Source organism: Phyllobacterium sp. K27 (assembly GCF_054796155.1).
Genome location: NZ_JBTWND010000004.1, coordinates 809,540 through 824,501 on the forward strand (window position 1 = coordinate 809,540; position 14,962 = coordinate 824,501).

12 protein-coding genes are annotated in these 14,962 nt (G+C 53.7%); 9 read left to right on the forward strand and 3 right to left on the reverse strand.

Annotated features, from left to right (window positions below):
- The first annotated feature begins 24 nt into the window (after positions 1–24).
- Positions 25–1,605, forward strand: coding sequence for an ABC-F family ATP-binding cassette domain-containing protein (locus ACYJL1_RS25345; protein WP_460899845.1), 1,581 nt, complete (start codon positions 25–27; stop codon positions 1,603–1,605).
- Here ACYJL1_RS25345 and ACYJL1_RS25350 read toward each other — a convergent pair.
- The 3 genes from ACYJL1_RS25350 to ACYJL1_RS25360 are packed head-to-tail and all read right to left on the reverse strand — an operon-like array spanning position 1,594 to position 5,299.
- Positions 1,594–2,802 (reverse strand): TIGR03862 family flavoprotein, encoded by a 1,209-nt coding sequence (locus ACYJL1_RS25350; RefSeq protein WP_460899846.1) that lies wholly within the window; start codon positions 2,800–2,802, stop codon positions 1,594–1,596. The two genes, ACYJL1_RS25345 and ACYJL1_RS25350, sit on opposite strands and share 12 nt — an antisense overlap.
- Before the next feature lie 26 nt (positions 2,803–2,828).
- Entirely contained in the window at positions 2,829–4,436 is a 1,608-nt protein-coding gene (locus tag ACYJL1_RS25355) for an acyl-CoA synthetase (RefSeq protein WP_460899847.1), read from the reverse strand.
- Positions 4,436–5,299 (reverse strand): IclR family transcriptional regulator, encoded by an 864-nt coding sequence (locus ACYJL1_RS25360; RefSeq protein WP_460899848.1) that lies wholly within the window; start codon positions 5,297–5,299, stop codon positions 4,436–4,438. The genes ACYJL1_RS25355 and ACYJL1_RS25360 overlap by 1 nt, the downstream gene beginning before the upstream one ends.
- Before the next feature lie 214 nt (positions 5,300–5,513).
- Here ACYJL1_RS25360 and ACYJL1_RS25365 point away from each other — a divergent pair, with 214 nt between their 5' ends.
- The 8 genes from ACYJL1_RS25365 to ACYJL1_RS25400 all read left to right on the forward strand — a co-directional run bounded on the left by ACYJL1_RS25365 (position 5,514) and on the right by ACYJL1_RS25400 (position 14,953).
- Entirely contained in the window at positions 5,514–6,530 is a 1,017-nt protein-coding gene (locus tag ACYJL1_RS25365) for a TRAP transporter substrate-binding protein (protein WP_460899849.1), read from the forward strand.
- 17 nt (positions 6,531–6,547) lie between these two features.
- Positions 6,548–8,449, forward strand: coding sequence for a TRAP transporter large permease (locus ACYJL1_RS25370; RefSeq protein WP_460899850.1), 1,902 nt, complete (start codon positions 6,548–6,550; stop codon positions 8,447–8,449).
- Positions 8,449–9,252 carry an SDR family NAD(P)-dependent oxidoreductase gene (locus ACYJL1_RS25375; RefSeq protein WP_460899851.1) on the forward strand — a complete coding sequence of 268 codons (804 nt, stop codon included), beginning with the start codon at positions 8,449–8,451 and terminating at the stop codon, positions 9,250–9,252. The genes ACYJL1_RS25370 and ACYJL1_RS25375 overlap by 1 nt, the downstream gene beginning before the upstream one ends.
- Positions 9,245–10,105, forward strand: a complete 861-nt coding sequence (locus tag ACYJL1_RS25380; RefSeq protein WP_460899852.1) for a PCC domain-containing protein — start codon at positions 9,245–9,247, stop codon at positions 10,103–10,105. The genes ACYJL1_RS25375 and ACYJL1_RS25380 overlap by 8 nt, the downstream gene beginning before the upstream one ends.
- 214 nt (positions 10,106–10,319) lie before the next feature.
- Positions 10,320–11,552 carry a serine hydrolase gene (locus tag ACYJL1_RS25385; protein ID WP_460899853.1) on the forward strand — a complete coding sequence of 411 codons (1,233 nt, stop codon included), beginning with the start codon at positions 10,320–10,322 and terminating at the stop codon, positions 11,550–11,552.
- A gap of 243 nt (positions 11,553–11,795) precedes the next feature.
- Positions 11,796–12,602, forward strand: a complete 807-nt coding sequence (locus tag ACYJL1_RS25390) for a transporter substrate-binding domain-containing protein (RefSeq protein ID WP_460900011.1) — start codon at positions 11,796–11,798, stop codon at positions 12,600–12,602.
- A 68-nt stretch (positions 12,603–12,670) separates the two neighbouring features.
- Positions 12,671–13,951, forward strand: a complete 1,281-nt coding sequence (locus ACYJL1_RS25395; RefSeq protein WP_460899854.1) for an NAD(P)/FAD-dependent oxidoreductase — start codon at positions 12,671–12,673, stop codon at positions 13,949–13,951.
- A gap of 30 nt (positions 13,952–13,981) precedes the next feature.
- On the forward strand, positions 13,982–14,953 hold the full coding sequence (locus ACYJL1_RS25400; protein ID WP_460899855.1) for an amino acid ABC transporter permease: 972 nt from the start codon (positions 13,982–13,984) through the stop codon (positions 14,951–14,953).
- Positions 14,954–14,962: the final 9 nt, after the last annotated feature.

The following is a 14,962-nucleotide window of genomic DNA, read 5'->3' on the forward strand; positions in this document are numbered from 1 at the left end:
TCGCAATGGAAATATCGGTTGGTAATGTCATCTCTCCTTGTTTTACAGAATGTCTCCTACACTACGGCTGAAGGCCGCGAACTTTTTAAATCGCTGGATCTAAGCCTCGATCATACGCGCACCGGCCTTGTCGGGCGCAATGGTGCAGGCAAATCTACCCTTCTAAAACTCATCATGGGTCACCATGTACCGCAAACCGGCACAATCAGCCGATCGTGCTCGATTGGCGTTCTGGAACAATCTGTTCAAGCTTCAGGGGGCAGAACGATTATCGAAGCGCTGGGCGTCGCTGGCGCATACCAAACGATACAGCGTATAGTGGCTGGCAATGGTGCTCCTGCTGATCCTGAAGAAGCGGACTGGACTCTGGAATCGCGATTGACCGGTGCCTTGGCGCAAGTGGGATTGCAAGACTGCGATCCCATGCGCGATCTATCGACGTTGAGTGGGGGGCAAAGAACCAGAGTGGCACTTGCCGCCCTGATATTCAGCAAGCCGGACCTGATCCTGCTTGATGAACCCACCAACAATCTTGATCATGAGGGCAGGGAGGCCGTTGCAGATTTCCTTTTGCACTGGAAAGGCGGAGCATTGGTTGTCAGCCATGACAGGCAGATACTTCGTCAAATGGATCGGATTATCGAGCTGTCCGGTCTTGGTGTAAAAACTTATGGCGGCAATTGGGATGCCTATAAAGAGCAGAAAGACCGGGAAATAGAAGCAGCAGAGCGTGAGATGGTTGTTGCCGAACGCAATGCTGCGGAGCTTGCTTCCAGAATACAGATCGTGGCAGAGCGCAAGGCAAAAAAGGATTTCGCCGGAAAACGTTCACGCGGCAAAGCAGGCCTTAGCAAACTCATTCTGGATGCAAGAGAAGATCGCGCGCAGAAAACCTCGGGACGTGGCAAGAAACTGGCGGACCGGCAACGCCAAAAGGCAGAGCAGGAATTGCAATCGGCCACGTCGAACATTGAGCGGATGAAGTCGTTCACTTTCGAGATCGGCGCCTCCACGATAGCTTGTGGAAAAACCGTGATCGTGTTTGACGAGGTGACTGGCGGGCCGGGTGAAGGCAACCCGATAATCAACCAGCTTTCTTTTACCATGACCGGCCGTGAGCGTATGGCCATTACCGGCCCTAATGGTTCAGGCAAAACCACACTCCTTCGCCTGGCAATGGGCGAGCTTCTTCCAACGAGCGGAAGAATTCAGCGCTCGGGGCCATTCGCCATGCTGGACCAGAATGTGAGCCTGCTTGATCCTGCAAGCATGATCCTTGAAAATTTCAAACGCCTGAATCCTGCCAGCACAGACAATGATTGCCGCGCTGCATTGGCGCGGTTTCTTTTCCGCGCCGATAGTGCACTGCGGCTGGTCTCCTCCTTAAGCGGGGGAGAGATGCTACGCGCCGGGCTGGCCTGCGTGCTCGGCGGCAATTCGCCTCCTGATTTGCTCATCCTTGATGAGCCTACCAACCATCTTGACCTTATGTCGATTGAAGCGATCGAAACGGCCTTAAATGCTTATGGCGGTGCACTGCTTATCGTTAGCCATGATGAAGACTTTCTGTCGGCAATTGGCATAAAAAAATGGTTAGCGCTTTAGCCATTCGGCAATGCCGCGCCCTGCTGCGCGGCCTGTGGCCAAGCAGGCCGTGAGCAGATATCCCCCTGTCGGCGCTTCCCAATCAAGCATTTCTCCGGCAGCGAAAAGACCGGGGATTGCTTTGAGCATGTAGTTTTCGTCAACACTGTCCCAACGAATACCGCCTGCGGAGGATATTGCCTCTGCGATTGGGCGCGGCTTTGAAACTGAGATGGGCAAATGCTTGATGAGTCCCGCAATACGTTCCGGATTGGCCAGATCGGTTTCGCTAGCGAAATGACGCAGCAAAGCCAGTTTCACTCCGTCAATCCCTGCACCTTTGCGTAGGCGGTTCGAAAAGCTCGCCTTGCCACCTTGCCTTGCCAAATCCTGATTCAAGCGCTCCAATGTTCGTCCCGGCATCAGGTCCACAACAAGCGCGGCCTTTCCATGGGTTGCAAGTCGATCACGAAGGCTCGCTGCATGTGCGTAAACGAGACTGCCTTCAATACCATGGCGGGAAATGACAAACTCGCCGGGAATGGTTCCCGCATCAGACGTCGCTGTAACGGATTTGACGGGCGCTCCGGCGAAACGTTCTTGAAATATCTCATCCCATACGACATCAAAACCGCAATTTGCCGGTTGAAAGCTATCAACATTAACACCGGCATTTTGCAGCCATGGCACCCAATTGGCATCAGACCCAAGGCGTGGCCAACTCGCGCCACCCAGTGCGAGGAGTGCCGCGTCGGGCCGGATCGTCACCTGACCTTCCGGCGTATCAAACAGAGAATCTTTCCCTGAAAACCCGATCCATCGATGACGTGTGCGAATTTTTACACCTCGTGATTCCAGCCGTTTTAACCATGAGCGCAGGAGAGGCGAAGCTTTCATTGCTTTTGGAAAGACCCGCCTGGAAGTGCCAATGAAGGTTTCAACGCCAAGTTCTTCTGCCCATATGCGAACGGCCTCGGGACTGAAGGCATCAAGGGCAGGGCGCAAACGATCTGACGCCGAGCCAAAGCGCGTCACAAATTGCGCATAGTCTTCCGCATGGGTGAGATTCAGCCCAGATTTTCCAGCCAGAAGAAACTTCCGGCTAAGCGTTGGCATGCTGTCATAGACAGTTATTGAGTGGCCGGAGAGAGACATTGCCTCTGCTGCTGCCAGACCGGCGGGGCCACCCCCGATAATCGCGATCTCTTTTGTTTCCACACGCAGCCTGCCCAAATTTGAAGGGGTCAGGCGTCGAGTTCGTTTCGCCTGATGAGCTCGTCCCGTATCAGCTTCTTGGCAATTTTTCCATATGCGGACTTTGGCATTTCCGGCCAGAATACAATGCGCTTGGGCAGTTTGTACCGGGCCATTTTGTTTCCAAGCCAATCAATAATGGCCGCGCCGTCGGGTGTTACGCCGGATTTTGCGACGCAGATTGCGAGCCCGACCTCACCCCAGACAGGATCAGGAGTACCAATCACGGCAACTTCGCTTATGTCCGGATGAGTGAGGATTTTTTCTTCGATCTCCCGGGGGTAAACATTGGAACCACCAGAAATATACATATCGGAAGCGCGGCCGGTGATGAAAAGAAAGCCTTCATCGTCGAGATGGCCAAGGTCGCCAGTGCGGAACCAGCCATTGCGGAACGCTTTCTCGTTGGCTTCAGGATTGTTGTAATAGCCCGCAAATACCGCCGGACCTATGACACAGATTTCGCCCGTTATACCTGCAGGCTGTTCGCTTCCATTATCATCCTGAATGGATATCTGCATCCCGGTGCGGGCAAAGCCGCAAGTGCCAGGTTTTGTCTCCGCATTGTCTTCTGCAAAATGATATGCGGGAGGCAAAACAGTGATGTTTCCTGTTACTTCGCCGAGGCCAAAATATTGAACGAGGACCGGCCCGATGGTCTTCAGTGCGTGAATCTGGTCCGTACGATACATTGGAGCGCCAGCATAAATTACATAACGCAACGACGAATGATCATAGGTTGCAACAGAGGGGTTTTCGGTAAGAATCTTGAGAATTGTCGGGACGGTGAACATGTTGGTCACCCGCCATTTTTCCACCAGTCGCCAGGCTTCCGCCGCGTCGAACTTTTCCGTGGGCAGCAAAATGGTTTTTGCACCGCGCGCAACCTGCGTCAGCTGATGGATACCTGCGCCATGAGACAAAGGAGCAACGACGAGCGAGGCATCCTTGTGGGTTGTTCCGGGCATAAGGTCGCAAAGATGATTGGTGATGACGAAGGCCATCTGCCCATGCGTTAAAATAGCGGCTTTCGGTCTGCCGGTCGTGCCGGACGTAAAGAACAACCAGCAGGGGTCATCGTGGATAACCTGTGCCATTGCCATCGTCTGGCCGGAAAATGCATCGACCAGATTATCATATTCGTCGCCAAAATTGCTGACCCCAATACTGATGACGAATTCAAGCTCCTTGCTTGCAGCACGGCATGCGGCGGCGTGGTCAGGAAAGGCGTTTGCGCATATCATGCCCTTTGCGCCGCTGGCGCTTGCGAGATAGGCGACCTCATCGGGGGTTTGCCGGAAATTTGCCGGTACCCATACGGCTCCAAGCCTGAAGCAGGCAAACATCGATTCAAACATCTGGTTGCAGTTTTGCGACTGGATGAGAATCCGGTCGCCCTTGGCAACACCAAATTTGCTCTGCAAAGCTGTAGCCATCGCATTAACGCGCTGATCGATCTGCGACCAGGTCCACGGTTCACTTCCCCAGACAAACCCGATTTCATTGGAAAAGCGGCGCGCCGTTTCACTCAGAAAGTTGGCAAGGTTCATGACACGCTTGCTCATGGGCACAATAGCCAAACCCCCCGCCTGCGCCATCAGTTTGCTCCCTCGACCTTTGTTCCCAGCCTTGCTGGATTGACGGGGCGTTTTGTCCGTCCATTCAAAGGTTGGAGGTGTGCAAGCCTCGCCTCGATCTTTTTGGCCTCGACTTGCATAAGTGCGACAAGCTCGATCTGACGTGCCGGCTGCATCCGGCTGTCGATGGCGGCGATGCTCAAAGCACCCGCAGGTCGCCCATCAGGGTGGTGTATCGCAAGGCCGATCGCCCAGGAGTTTGCAAGAATTCGCCCCGGGTTGAGCGCAAAGCCCGTTTTCCGTGTCGTGGCAATGTCCTCTCGAATTTGAGACTGGCCGAGATTGGGGTATTCGGCTTGCAGCACAGGATCGTTTGCTTCCAGAATGACTTCGATTTCTTCGTCCGGCAAAGCTGACAGAATGGCCAGCGAACCTGCGCCAACGCCAAGAGGATGCCGGTAGCCCGCCTGCAAGGCATGGGTGCGAATTTGGTACGTTCCTTCCTCGCGATGCAGGCATACGGACGATGTTTCCCGCTGAATCGAAAGGAAACTCGTGTCTTCCGTCTTGGCCGACAGCGTCGTCAGGCTGTCGCGTGAAATTTGCAGCAAGCCATAGCGGCGCGAAGCCAATGTGCCAAGAATATACGCCTCCTCACCGAGAAAATAACGCCGTGTCACGCTGTCTTGCTCCAGCATGCCCGAACGCATCAGTGCAAGAAGCAGTCGGCGTGTCGTCGGCTTGTTCAGACCACCTTGTTCAACAAGCTCGCTCAGGGTGGCGCCCTGATCCCCGAAATAACTGACGAGGCTGAGCAGGCTGAGTGCTCTGTCTACGCTTTGTGCACCGCTAAGGCCGGATGTCGATGCGGAACGCTGTTCCATTTACATTTCCCAAAAGGTCCATAATGTGGATCAAGATTTAATCTTATAAGACAATGCCATAAAAATGATTGCAAGACCGCTTTGTTTGTTTATGATTTTCCAAGAACGAGGAGAGGGCGCATTCTATAATATGGATCGCAGTGTCGATATGGCAAGGAGGTTGCCATATCCGGCAGGTTCGCAGAACTGCAAGGGATACCCGGGAGGAAATTCAATGAACAATTTTTCACGTCGCCAGATCTTGCTGGCTGCTGGCTCAACGCTGGTTGCCAGCCCGTTTATTATGAGACGTCCGGCTATGGCTGCCGAGTTCTCTTATAAATATGCCAACAATCTGCCCGTTTCGCATCCGATGAACGTTCGAGCCCAAGAGGCGGCCGACAAGATCAAGGAAGAGACGGGTGGCCGGTTTGAATTGTCGATCTTTCCTTCAAGCCAGCTCGGTTCTGACACGGATACATTGAGCCAGTTGCGGTCGGGTGCAGTCGAGTTTTTCACCCTTTCCGGGCTTATTCTTTCCACCCTGGTCCCAGCCGCATCAATCAACGGTATCGGCTTTGCCTTCCCGGACAGTGCAACGGTCTGGAAGGCTATGGATGGCGATCTGGGGGCCTATGTGCGCGCGCAAATCGAAAAGTCCAACCTTGTCGCCATGGACAAGATTTGGGACAATGGATTCCGCCACATCACGTCAAGCACGAAGCCAATCGTAACGCCTGACGATCTGAAGAATTTCAAGATTCGTGTGCCAGTCAGCCCCTTGTGGACCTCCATGTTCACGGCTTTCCAGTCATCGCCTGCCAGCATCAATTTCAATGAAGTCTATTCGTCGCTGCAAACGAAAGTGGTGGACGGGCAGGAAAATCCGCTCGCCATCATTTCGACAGCAAAACTTTACGAAGTTCAGAAATATTGCTCCTTGACCAGCCATATGTGGGACGGGTTCTGGTTCCTGTCGAACCGCCGTGCCTGGGAGGCACTGCCCGACGATATCAAGGAAAGCGTTTCCAAAAACATCAATGCTGCCGGTCTGGCCGAGCGCGACGATGTCGCCAAACTGACCGAAACTTTGCAGGCTGATTTGAAGGCCAACAATCTCGAATTCAATACGCCAGACCCTGCACCCTTCCGCGAGGCGTTGCGCAGCGCCGGATTCTATTCCGAGTGGAAGGGCAAGTATGGCGACGAGGCTTGGGGACTTCTCGAAGAAGTCGTCGGGCAGTTGGCTTGATTGAAAGGCCGCAGACGATGGCCGGGATCAAAATAACCGAAGGTGCGGTCACTGTAGGAGAAGAAAGCATCCTGTCTCCCGCACAACGCGGTGACGGGTCTTTCCTCTCAAAATGCGACCGGTTTCTTGGCCATCTGGTCGAATATCCGGTCGCTGTTCTGGTGATAGCGGAAGTGGTCATTCTCTTCGCCGGGATCGTCGCACGCTATGTTTTGCATCGCCCGTTGATCTGGTCAGACGAATTGGCGTCGATCCTTTTCCTTTGGCTTGCGATGCTTGGCGCAGTGGTTGCCTTTCGCCGGGGCGAACATATGCGTATGACCGCGCTCGTTGGGATGATGAGCCCGGCGCGTCGGGCTTTCTTCGACGTGGTTGCGGTGGTCGGTGCGCTGGCTTTTCTCCTGTTGATCATTTATCCGGCCTATGACTATGCCCATGAAGAAACCTACATAACCACGCCCGCACTGGAGATTGCCAATGCCTGGCGCGCCGCGGCATTGCCGGTCGGTGCGGCACTCATGATCGTCTCCTCATTGATCAAGCTTCTGCAGGTTTCCAATCTCCGCAATGTCATCACCGCTGTCCTTCTCATCGGTGCCATTGCGTTTGTCTTGTGGTTACTTGGTCCATCGTTGAAGGTGCTTGGCAATCTCAATCTGCTGATATTTTTCGTAGGCATCGTTGCTGCTCTCGTATTGAGCGGTGTGCCGATTGCCTTCTCCTTTGGCTTGGCGACGTTTGGTTACCTGTCATTGACAACAAATGTCCCGATGCTGGTTGTTGTCGGGCGCATGGATGAGGGCATGTCACACCTCATTTTGCTGGCCGTGCCGCTTTTCGTTTTTCTCGGTGTGCTTATTGAAATGACCGGAATGGCGCGCGCCATGGTGCAGTTTCTTGCCAGCCTGCTCGGGCATGTCCGGGGTGGCCTGTCCTATGTGCTCATCGGTGCCATGTATCTCGTCTCCGGTATTTCCGGTGCGAAGGCGGCGGACATGGCAGCCGTTGCGCCCGTATTGTTTCCGGAAATGAAAGCACGCGGCGCAAAGCCGGGTGAACTTGTCGCGCTTCTCTCTGCAACAGGGGCTCAGACCGAAACCATACCACCAAGCCTTGTGCTGATTACAATCGGTTCGGTGACCGGTGTTTCAATTGCTGCATTGTTTACGGGTGGATTGCTGCCGGGGGTGGTCCTTGCAATCATGCTGTGCTTTGTCGTCAGGCACCGTTATCGCAAAGAAGACCTTTCCCACGTAACCAAAGCAACTGGCAGCCAGATTGGCCGCGCGTTCCTGATTGCCTTGCCGGCGCTGGCCTTGCCATTTATCATCCGTGCAGCTGTTGTTGAAGGTGTGGCAACCGCAACAGAAGTGTCGACCATCGGCATTGTCTATGCTGTTCTGGCGGGCCTGCTGATCTACCGGCAATTCGATTGGAAGCGCTTGAAGCCGATGCTTGTCGATACGGCTTCATTGTCCGGCGCAATCCTTCTGATCATCGGCGCGGCGACAGCCATGGCCTGGGCTTTAACGCAATCTGGCTTTTCCCGTGATCTGGCGGTGGTCATGAGCGCATTGCCCGGAGGGCCTACGACGTTCCTCGCTGTTTCGATTGTTGCCTTCATCATCCTTGGCAGCGTGCTTGAAGGTATTCCTGCAATCGTCCTTTTCGGCCCGCTCCTGTTTCCCATTGCGCAACAGGTTGGTGTGCATGAGGTTCACTATGCGATGGTGGTCATTCTCTCCATGGGCATTGGCCTTTTCGCACCACCATTCGGTGTGGGCTATTATGCGGCCTGCGCCATTGGCCGAGTCAATCCGGATGAAGGAATGAGACCAATCTGGGGTTATCTTGCTGCGCTTGTGGTCGGCACCATTCTGGTTGCTGCCATACCCTGGATTTCGATTGGATTCCTCTGATGACAGACCGATTGAAAGACAAGATCGCAATTGTTTTCGGTGCCGGTTCCTCGGGTGAAGGCTGGAGCAACGGCAAAGCCACGGCTGTGGCTTATGCCCGGGAAGGTGCTACGGTTTTTTGTGCTGACTTGAGCATCGATTCTGCGAAAGAGACGGCAGATGTCATTTCAGGCGAAGGACTGGCAGGTATCGCAATTGCAGTCGATGTCACCGATAGCCGTTCTGTGACCGAAGTCGTCGAAACAGCCATCCAGCAGCACGGCCGCATTGATATTCTCCATAATAATGTTGGCGTTGTGACAGCGGGAGGCCCGGAAGAACTTGAGGAGGAGGCCTTTCGGGCATCGCTCGATATCAATGTCGGTTCGGTTTTCCGTACGGCAAAGGCTGTCTTGCCCCATATGATGGAGAGGAAAACCGGCGCGATCATCAACATATCGTCACTCGCCGGGATACGTTGGACCGGATATCCATATTTCGCCTATTATACAGCCAAAGGTGCCGTCAATCAGGCAACAGTGGCGCTCGCCATGCAATATGCAAAACATGGCATTCGTGCCAATTGCATCATGCCCGGGTTGATCGATACACCGCTGATCTACAAGCAGATTTCAGGCAATTACGATTCGATAGATGCGATGGTGAGTGAGCGAAACCGTCTTGTACCCATGGGTCATATGGGAACGGCTTTTGACGTGGCCAATGCAGCAGTCTTTCTCGCATCGGATGAAGCGCGGTTTATAACAGGCGTATGCCTCCCCGTTGATGGCGGGCAAAGCTGTTCGGCGGTTGCAGGTGTCTAAACGAAGCCTGATACAGCCGGGCCCAATCGCAACACAGCGGTTTGAGAGTTTTGAGAGTGAGGGACGCAAGTTTGAGTTCATTCTTACTCCCGGGATAAGTATCAACGAAGCTATCGCACGCCCTTTGCTCGCGCAGAATTTCCGTGCAGCGGCGCTCACAATTGAGGGCGGCACATTTGCGCCATTGCATTATCTGATGCCGGCTCTGTCGACCGACGGTGTTCATGCTGCATGGTATAGCGACCATTATTCGCCTGCCGGTGAAACGCAACTTGAGCGCGGTAATGTCACCTTTGGCGAACGCGATGGGGCAGCATTTATTCACTGTCATGCGATTTGGAACGAGGTTGATGGCAGCCGCAATGCCGGCCACATCCTTCCGCATGAAACAATTGTCAGTAAGCCGATCCGAGCGACAGCTTGGGGTGTCGATACTATTGCGATGGTTTCCGAGCCGGATGCCGAAACCGGATTTACACTGTTCCATCCAGTGCAGCGGAGCGCGCGGAATGCTCGGGGCTCGCGCATGGTTTTTGCGCGCGTTGCCCCCAATGAGGACATCATCGAAACCCTGGAAGCCATATGCCGGAAGCACGGCATTGAAAACGCTGCGGTCCGGGGCAGTATCGGCAGCCTCATTGGTGCCCATTATATCGATGGAAGCACTGTTGACGATATTGCCACGGAAGTGTTTGTTCTCCACGGGGTGGTGAGCAGCGATTCCAACGCGACCCGCGTGGAAATCGCAATGGTCGATACCAATGGCGCAATCACACGAGGGTTCCTTGCGCGAGGTGAAAATCCCGTCTGCATTACTTTCGAACTGTGTCTGGAAGAAATTTCCCGATTCTGAGTTTGTTGCATCGATTTAACTCCCGCAACACGCAATTATCGGTGTGAAACTGGTTTACACTTTGATAACCAGTTCGATCTTTATCTACGGTTTGCCCTTTCTCGACGGCACTTTACAGATGGTATGAAATGACCTCTTGCGGTATGGATTGAAACATTCAGCAAGTTGCCGCGGGAAAGCGATCCTGCAATCCCTTTTCAAGGATGCATGTCGAATGAAAATGATCATAGCATCGCTGCTGGTTTGTATTGCTGCCATCCTGTCCAGTCCGGCAAGTGCCGACCCTTCATGGGTCGTGCTTGACGTTTCAACCGAAAAAGTACTGGGGCAAGACAAGGCTAACAGTCCTCATGGACCAGCATCGCTTGCCAAGATGATGACTGTTTATCTGACATTCGAAGCCTTGAAAAAAGGTAAGTTGCGCTGGAACGATGCGATTGTCGTTTCGAAGAATGCGTCGCAAAAAATCCCTCTCAAACTTTGGCTAAAGCCGGGATCGACGATTACCGTGCGCGAGGCTGTCAATGGAATGATAGTCCGCTCTGCAAATGATGCCGCAACGGCAATAGCCGAACATCTTGGAAAGACCGAAGCTCGCTTTGCAAAGCAGATGACACTGCGTGCACGGCAGCTGGGCATGAAAAGTACCGTTTTTCGAAATCCCTGGGGCATGACGCAGAAAGGCCAGTCAACAACGGCTTATGACATGGCTGTGCTGGCTGTTGCATTGATGCGCGATTTTCCACAAGAATACCCGCTTTTTGCCCAACCCTCGTTTACGTTTCGCGGGAAGACAATCAAGGGGCATAATAATCTTATGTATCGCTATGCCGGAGTTGATGGGCTCAAAACCGGATACACGGATGCTTCGGGATTCAATCTCGCCTCTTCGCTGAGGGAAAACAACCGGCGAATCGTGGGTGTCATACTGGGCGGTAAAACGGCGCGGTCCCGAGATAACGAAATGGCGGGTCTCCTGAGAAAATATAGTCCTCTTGCTGCCGTTTCCAGTAATACGCTGATTGCCAGGAACAATACAGGGAAAGAAAGTCAGGCAGCGCCTGTCGTGCCGGCGGTGCCAACTCCACGCTCAGCCCAGAGGCAAGTGAAAATAGCGCGAAGCCCCCCTAGCGTTGCAAGTCTGATTGACGAGTCGCTTATTGAACAGGGCGATGGCGGCGTCATGCCCCTGACCAATGTTGCCGCCTGGAACATACAGATTGGTGCGGTCGATAGCCGCCTTGCGGCTGACAGGCTATTGACCAGAGCTGGTGGCGTGGCCCGTTCGGTATCATCCGGCATCGGAGGCTTTATCGAGCCGTTCACAAAATCTGGACGAACAATCTATCGTGTGCGCTTTGGCGGATTTGACAATGTGCAAGCAGCAAGAAACGCCTGCGCCGAGTTCAAACGTCATTCTTTGGACTGCATAGCCGTGCGCATGTAAATCGGTGGCTTCTGGTATATAGACCTGTGCTACACATCGCCGATGTGATGACCGCATCACCCTATAACAAAATTGCAATAAGTTTCGATGCGGCAAGGGCAACTGGCTGGGCAATACCTATTGCTTAAGCTGCATAAGGGGCGCACATTCTGCCCCCTGCTGTCTTGGATAATCAACAAAAATATGGGGGTAAGACAGCTCAATCACCTAAGGAGGAATAGTGTGAACAACGTTCTTAAAAGCATGATCTTTGGTGCCTTGGTTCTGGCAACATCCACCGCCGCGCAAGCTGGCGCAACGCTTGATCGCGTTATGGAAAAGAAGGCTATGGTTGTCGCAACCAATAGCAGCTGGCCACCGCAGAGCTATCTTGACGATAACAATGAAATGGTCGGTTTTGATATCGACATGGCCAAAGAAATCGGTAAACGTCTTGGTGTGGAAGTTTCCTTTCAGACGCCGGATTGGGCAACGTTGACCGGCGGGCGATGGCAGGGCCGCTACGATGTCGGTGTGGGCTCCGTGACGCCAACCAAAGCGCGTGCGCAGGTTATCGATTTCGCATCGGTCTATTACTATAGCCCCTATGTCTATGTGGTGCACAAGGACAGCAAGGCCAAGTCTGTCGATGATCTGAACGGGAAGGTCATCGGCGTTGAGACGGCGACGACTTCCGAGGACTTTATCCGCCGCCAGCTTGAGATTGATGCGCCAGGATTGCCACCGGTCGAATACAAGATTGAACCGGGCGAAATTCGAACTTTTGCCGATTCCATGCTGCCGTTTGATGATCTGCGCCTCGGTGATGGCCTGCGTCTCGATGCTGTCATCGCACCGGAACAGACAGCGCAAAATGCGGTGAAGAACGGCTATCCTGTCCGTATCCTTGAAGGGGGCTATGCCTTCCGCGAACCACTCGTCGTTATTGCAGAAAAAGGTGATCCGGAGTGGACTGCAAAGGTCGGTGAAATCATCACTGCCATGCGTTCTGACGGTACGCTCGCGACCTTGACGACCAAGTGGTACGGCAAGGACTATAGCGCCAACTAAGGTGCGTATATTACGCGCCGCCGAAAGGCGGCGTTGCCCTCCCTGCTTGGTCAAATAACGAGAACCCAATGGACTATATCGACACTTTTTATCGGCGAACCATCGCCGATGATAAATCCTTTCCTGTTTTGTCCGGCCCTGTCGAGTGCGACACCTGCATTATAGGTGGAGGACTGGCGGGCTTGACAACCGCGCTGCAACTTGCGCGTGCAGGTCAGTCTGTTGTGGTGCTTGAAGCGCAGCGTATTGGATGGGGTGCATCAGGCCGCAATGGCGGCTTCGTCAGTCCCGGTTTTGCCAATGATGGGGAAGCGATCGCACGGACGGCGGGTGCCGAGAATGCAAGAAAGCTGCACGCGCTATCGATTGAAGGCGTACAATTTGTTCGCGATACAATCCGCGAGTTGAACATTGCATCTGCTGCGCCTGTCAATGGGATCATGAGTGTCCTTCGCTACAGCGACGAACAGGCCATGAAACAGCGTGCCGAATATCTTCAACGGGAGTTCGATTACACCGTTGAATATATGAGCCGGGAACAGGTGCAGGCAAAACTCCGCTCGGAGCGATATTTCCAGGCACTGCGGGATCCGCAAGCCTTTCACATGCATCCCCTTAATTACCTGCGCGCCCTGGCACGGGAAATCGAGCGGCTGGGAGGCAAAATCTTTGAATCCAGCGCTGCAACCTCAACCGATCTTTCCAAGGTGGAGAAGATTGTCAGCACTGACAATGGCAAGGTCAAAGCGCGCAATGTCGTTATCACGACCGGCGGCTATACATCCGGTCTGATTGGCAGGCTCAAGCGGAGTTACCTGCCGATAGCCACCTATGTCATGTTGTCGGAAGAAGCGCCGGATCTGATCCGCACTGCTATCCAGACAACAGATGCGGTTGGCGACAATCGCAGGGCGGGGGACTATTACCGCGTTGTCGAAGGCGGAAAGCGCCTGCTTTGGGGTGGGCGCATCACCACCAAAGCAGCATCCTCTGCTGCCGTTGCCGTGGAGCTTCGCAGGGAAATGGTCGGCACATATCCGCAGCTGGCGGAACTCAAGACCGAAATTTCCTGGTCGGGACTGATGTCATATGCCCGCCATTTGATGCCCCAGATCGGCCAATTGCAACAAGGCGTCTGGTATTGCACTGCCTTTGGTGGCCACGGACTGAACACCACTGCCATGGGCGGCAAGGTCATTGCTGAAGCAGTTCTTGGTCAATCGGAGCGCTACAGGCTTTTCCAGCCATTTGGTCTGGTATGGGCCGGCGGACTGGCCGGACTTTCCGTTGCTCAACTGACTTATTGGAAGCTGCAAGCGCAGGATTGGTGGCGCGAGCGCCAGGCATAGAATTATAGCCTTTTGAATTGGGGAATTGATATGATTGCCACACTCATCCTGTCACACCCGAAAGCCGCGAAACGCATTGGTGCTACCTTCGCCATATTGGTGGTTGCCGTGTTACTTTACTGGATGGGTGTGGGCGGAGCCTGGGTTGGTGGCATCTTTCCCTCGTTGGCTCCGGGCATGGAAGCATCACCTCAAACCACACGCGCAATTGCCGCAGTCATTTTTGCGGTGCTGATCGCCATTAACTGGAAACTTCTGGGTCTGTTGCCCCGTACCTATCAAATCGGCGCTGTTTGGGCAGAACTGTTTGGTTTGCTGCTTTTATTCTTTTACTCCTTTGATCTGAGTTTCACCTTTATTGCCAAAAAGATCAGCTTTCTCATCACACAAGGTGTTGTGACGACGCTCTATATCTCGGTCATTTCGATTTTCATCGCGACAGCGATTGCCTTGGTTGGGGCGATCGCGAAACTGTCCAAAAACGGCGTCGTCTATGGCCTTGCCAGCTTCTACACGTCGCTTTTTCGTGGTCTGCCACTGCTGATGCAGATCTACATTATCTATCTGGGTCTGCCGCAGGTTGGCTATGTCATCGGCGCTATCCCCGCAGGCATTCTGGCGTTGTCGCTGTGCTATGGCGCTTATATGACGGAGATTTTCCGCGCTGGTATCGAAAGCATACCGCGCGGGCAGAGCGAAGGCGCAACAGCGCTTGGCCTGCGGCCTAATCATACGATGTTTCTGGTCATTCTGCCGCAAGCCATGCGGGTAATCATTCCGCCCACCGGCAACCAGTTCATTGCAATGTTGAAAGATTCTTCGCTCGTGTCCGTCGTGGGTGTTTGGGAGATCATGTATCTCGCTCGTACAATGGGCCAGAAAGAGTTCCGTCACATTGAAATGCTGATCACGGCATCGATGATCTACTGGATTTTGTCCATAGGGCTGGAAATCGTCCAAGCCCGCATCGAGGAGCGTTTCGGTAGGTCACTGAAACGCTGATGTCCTCAT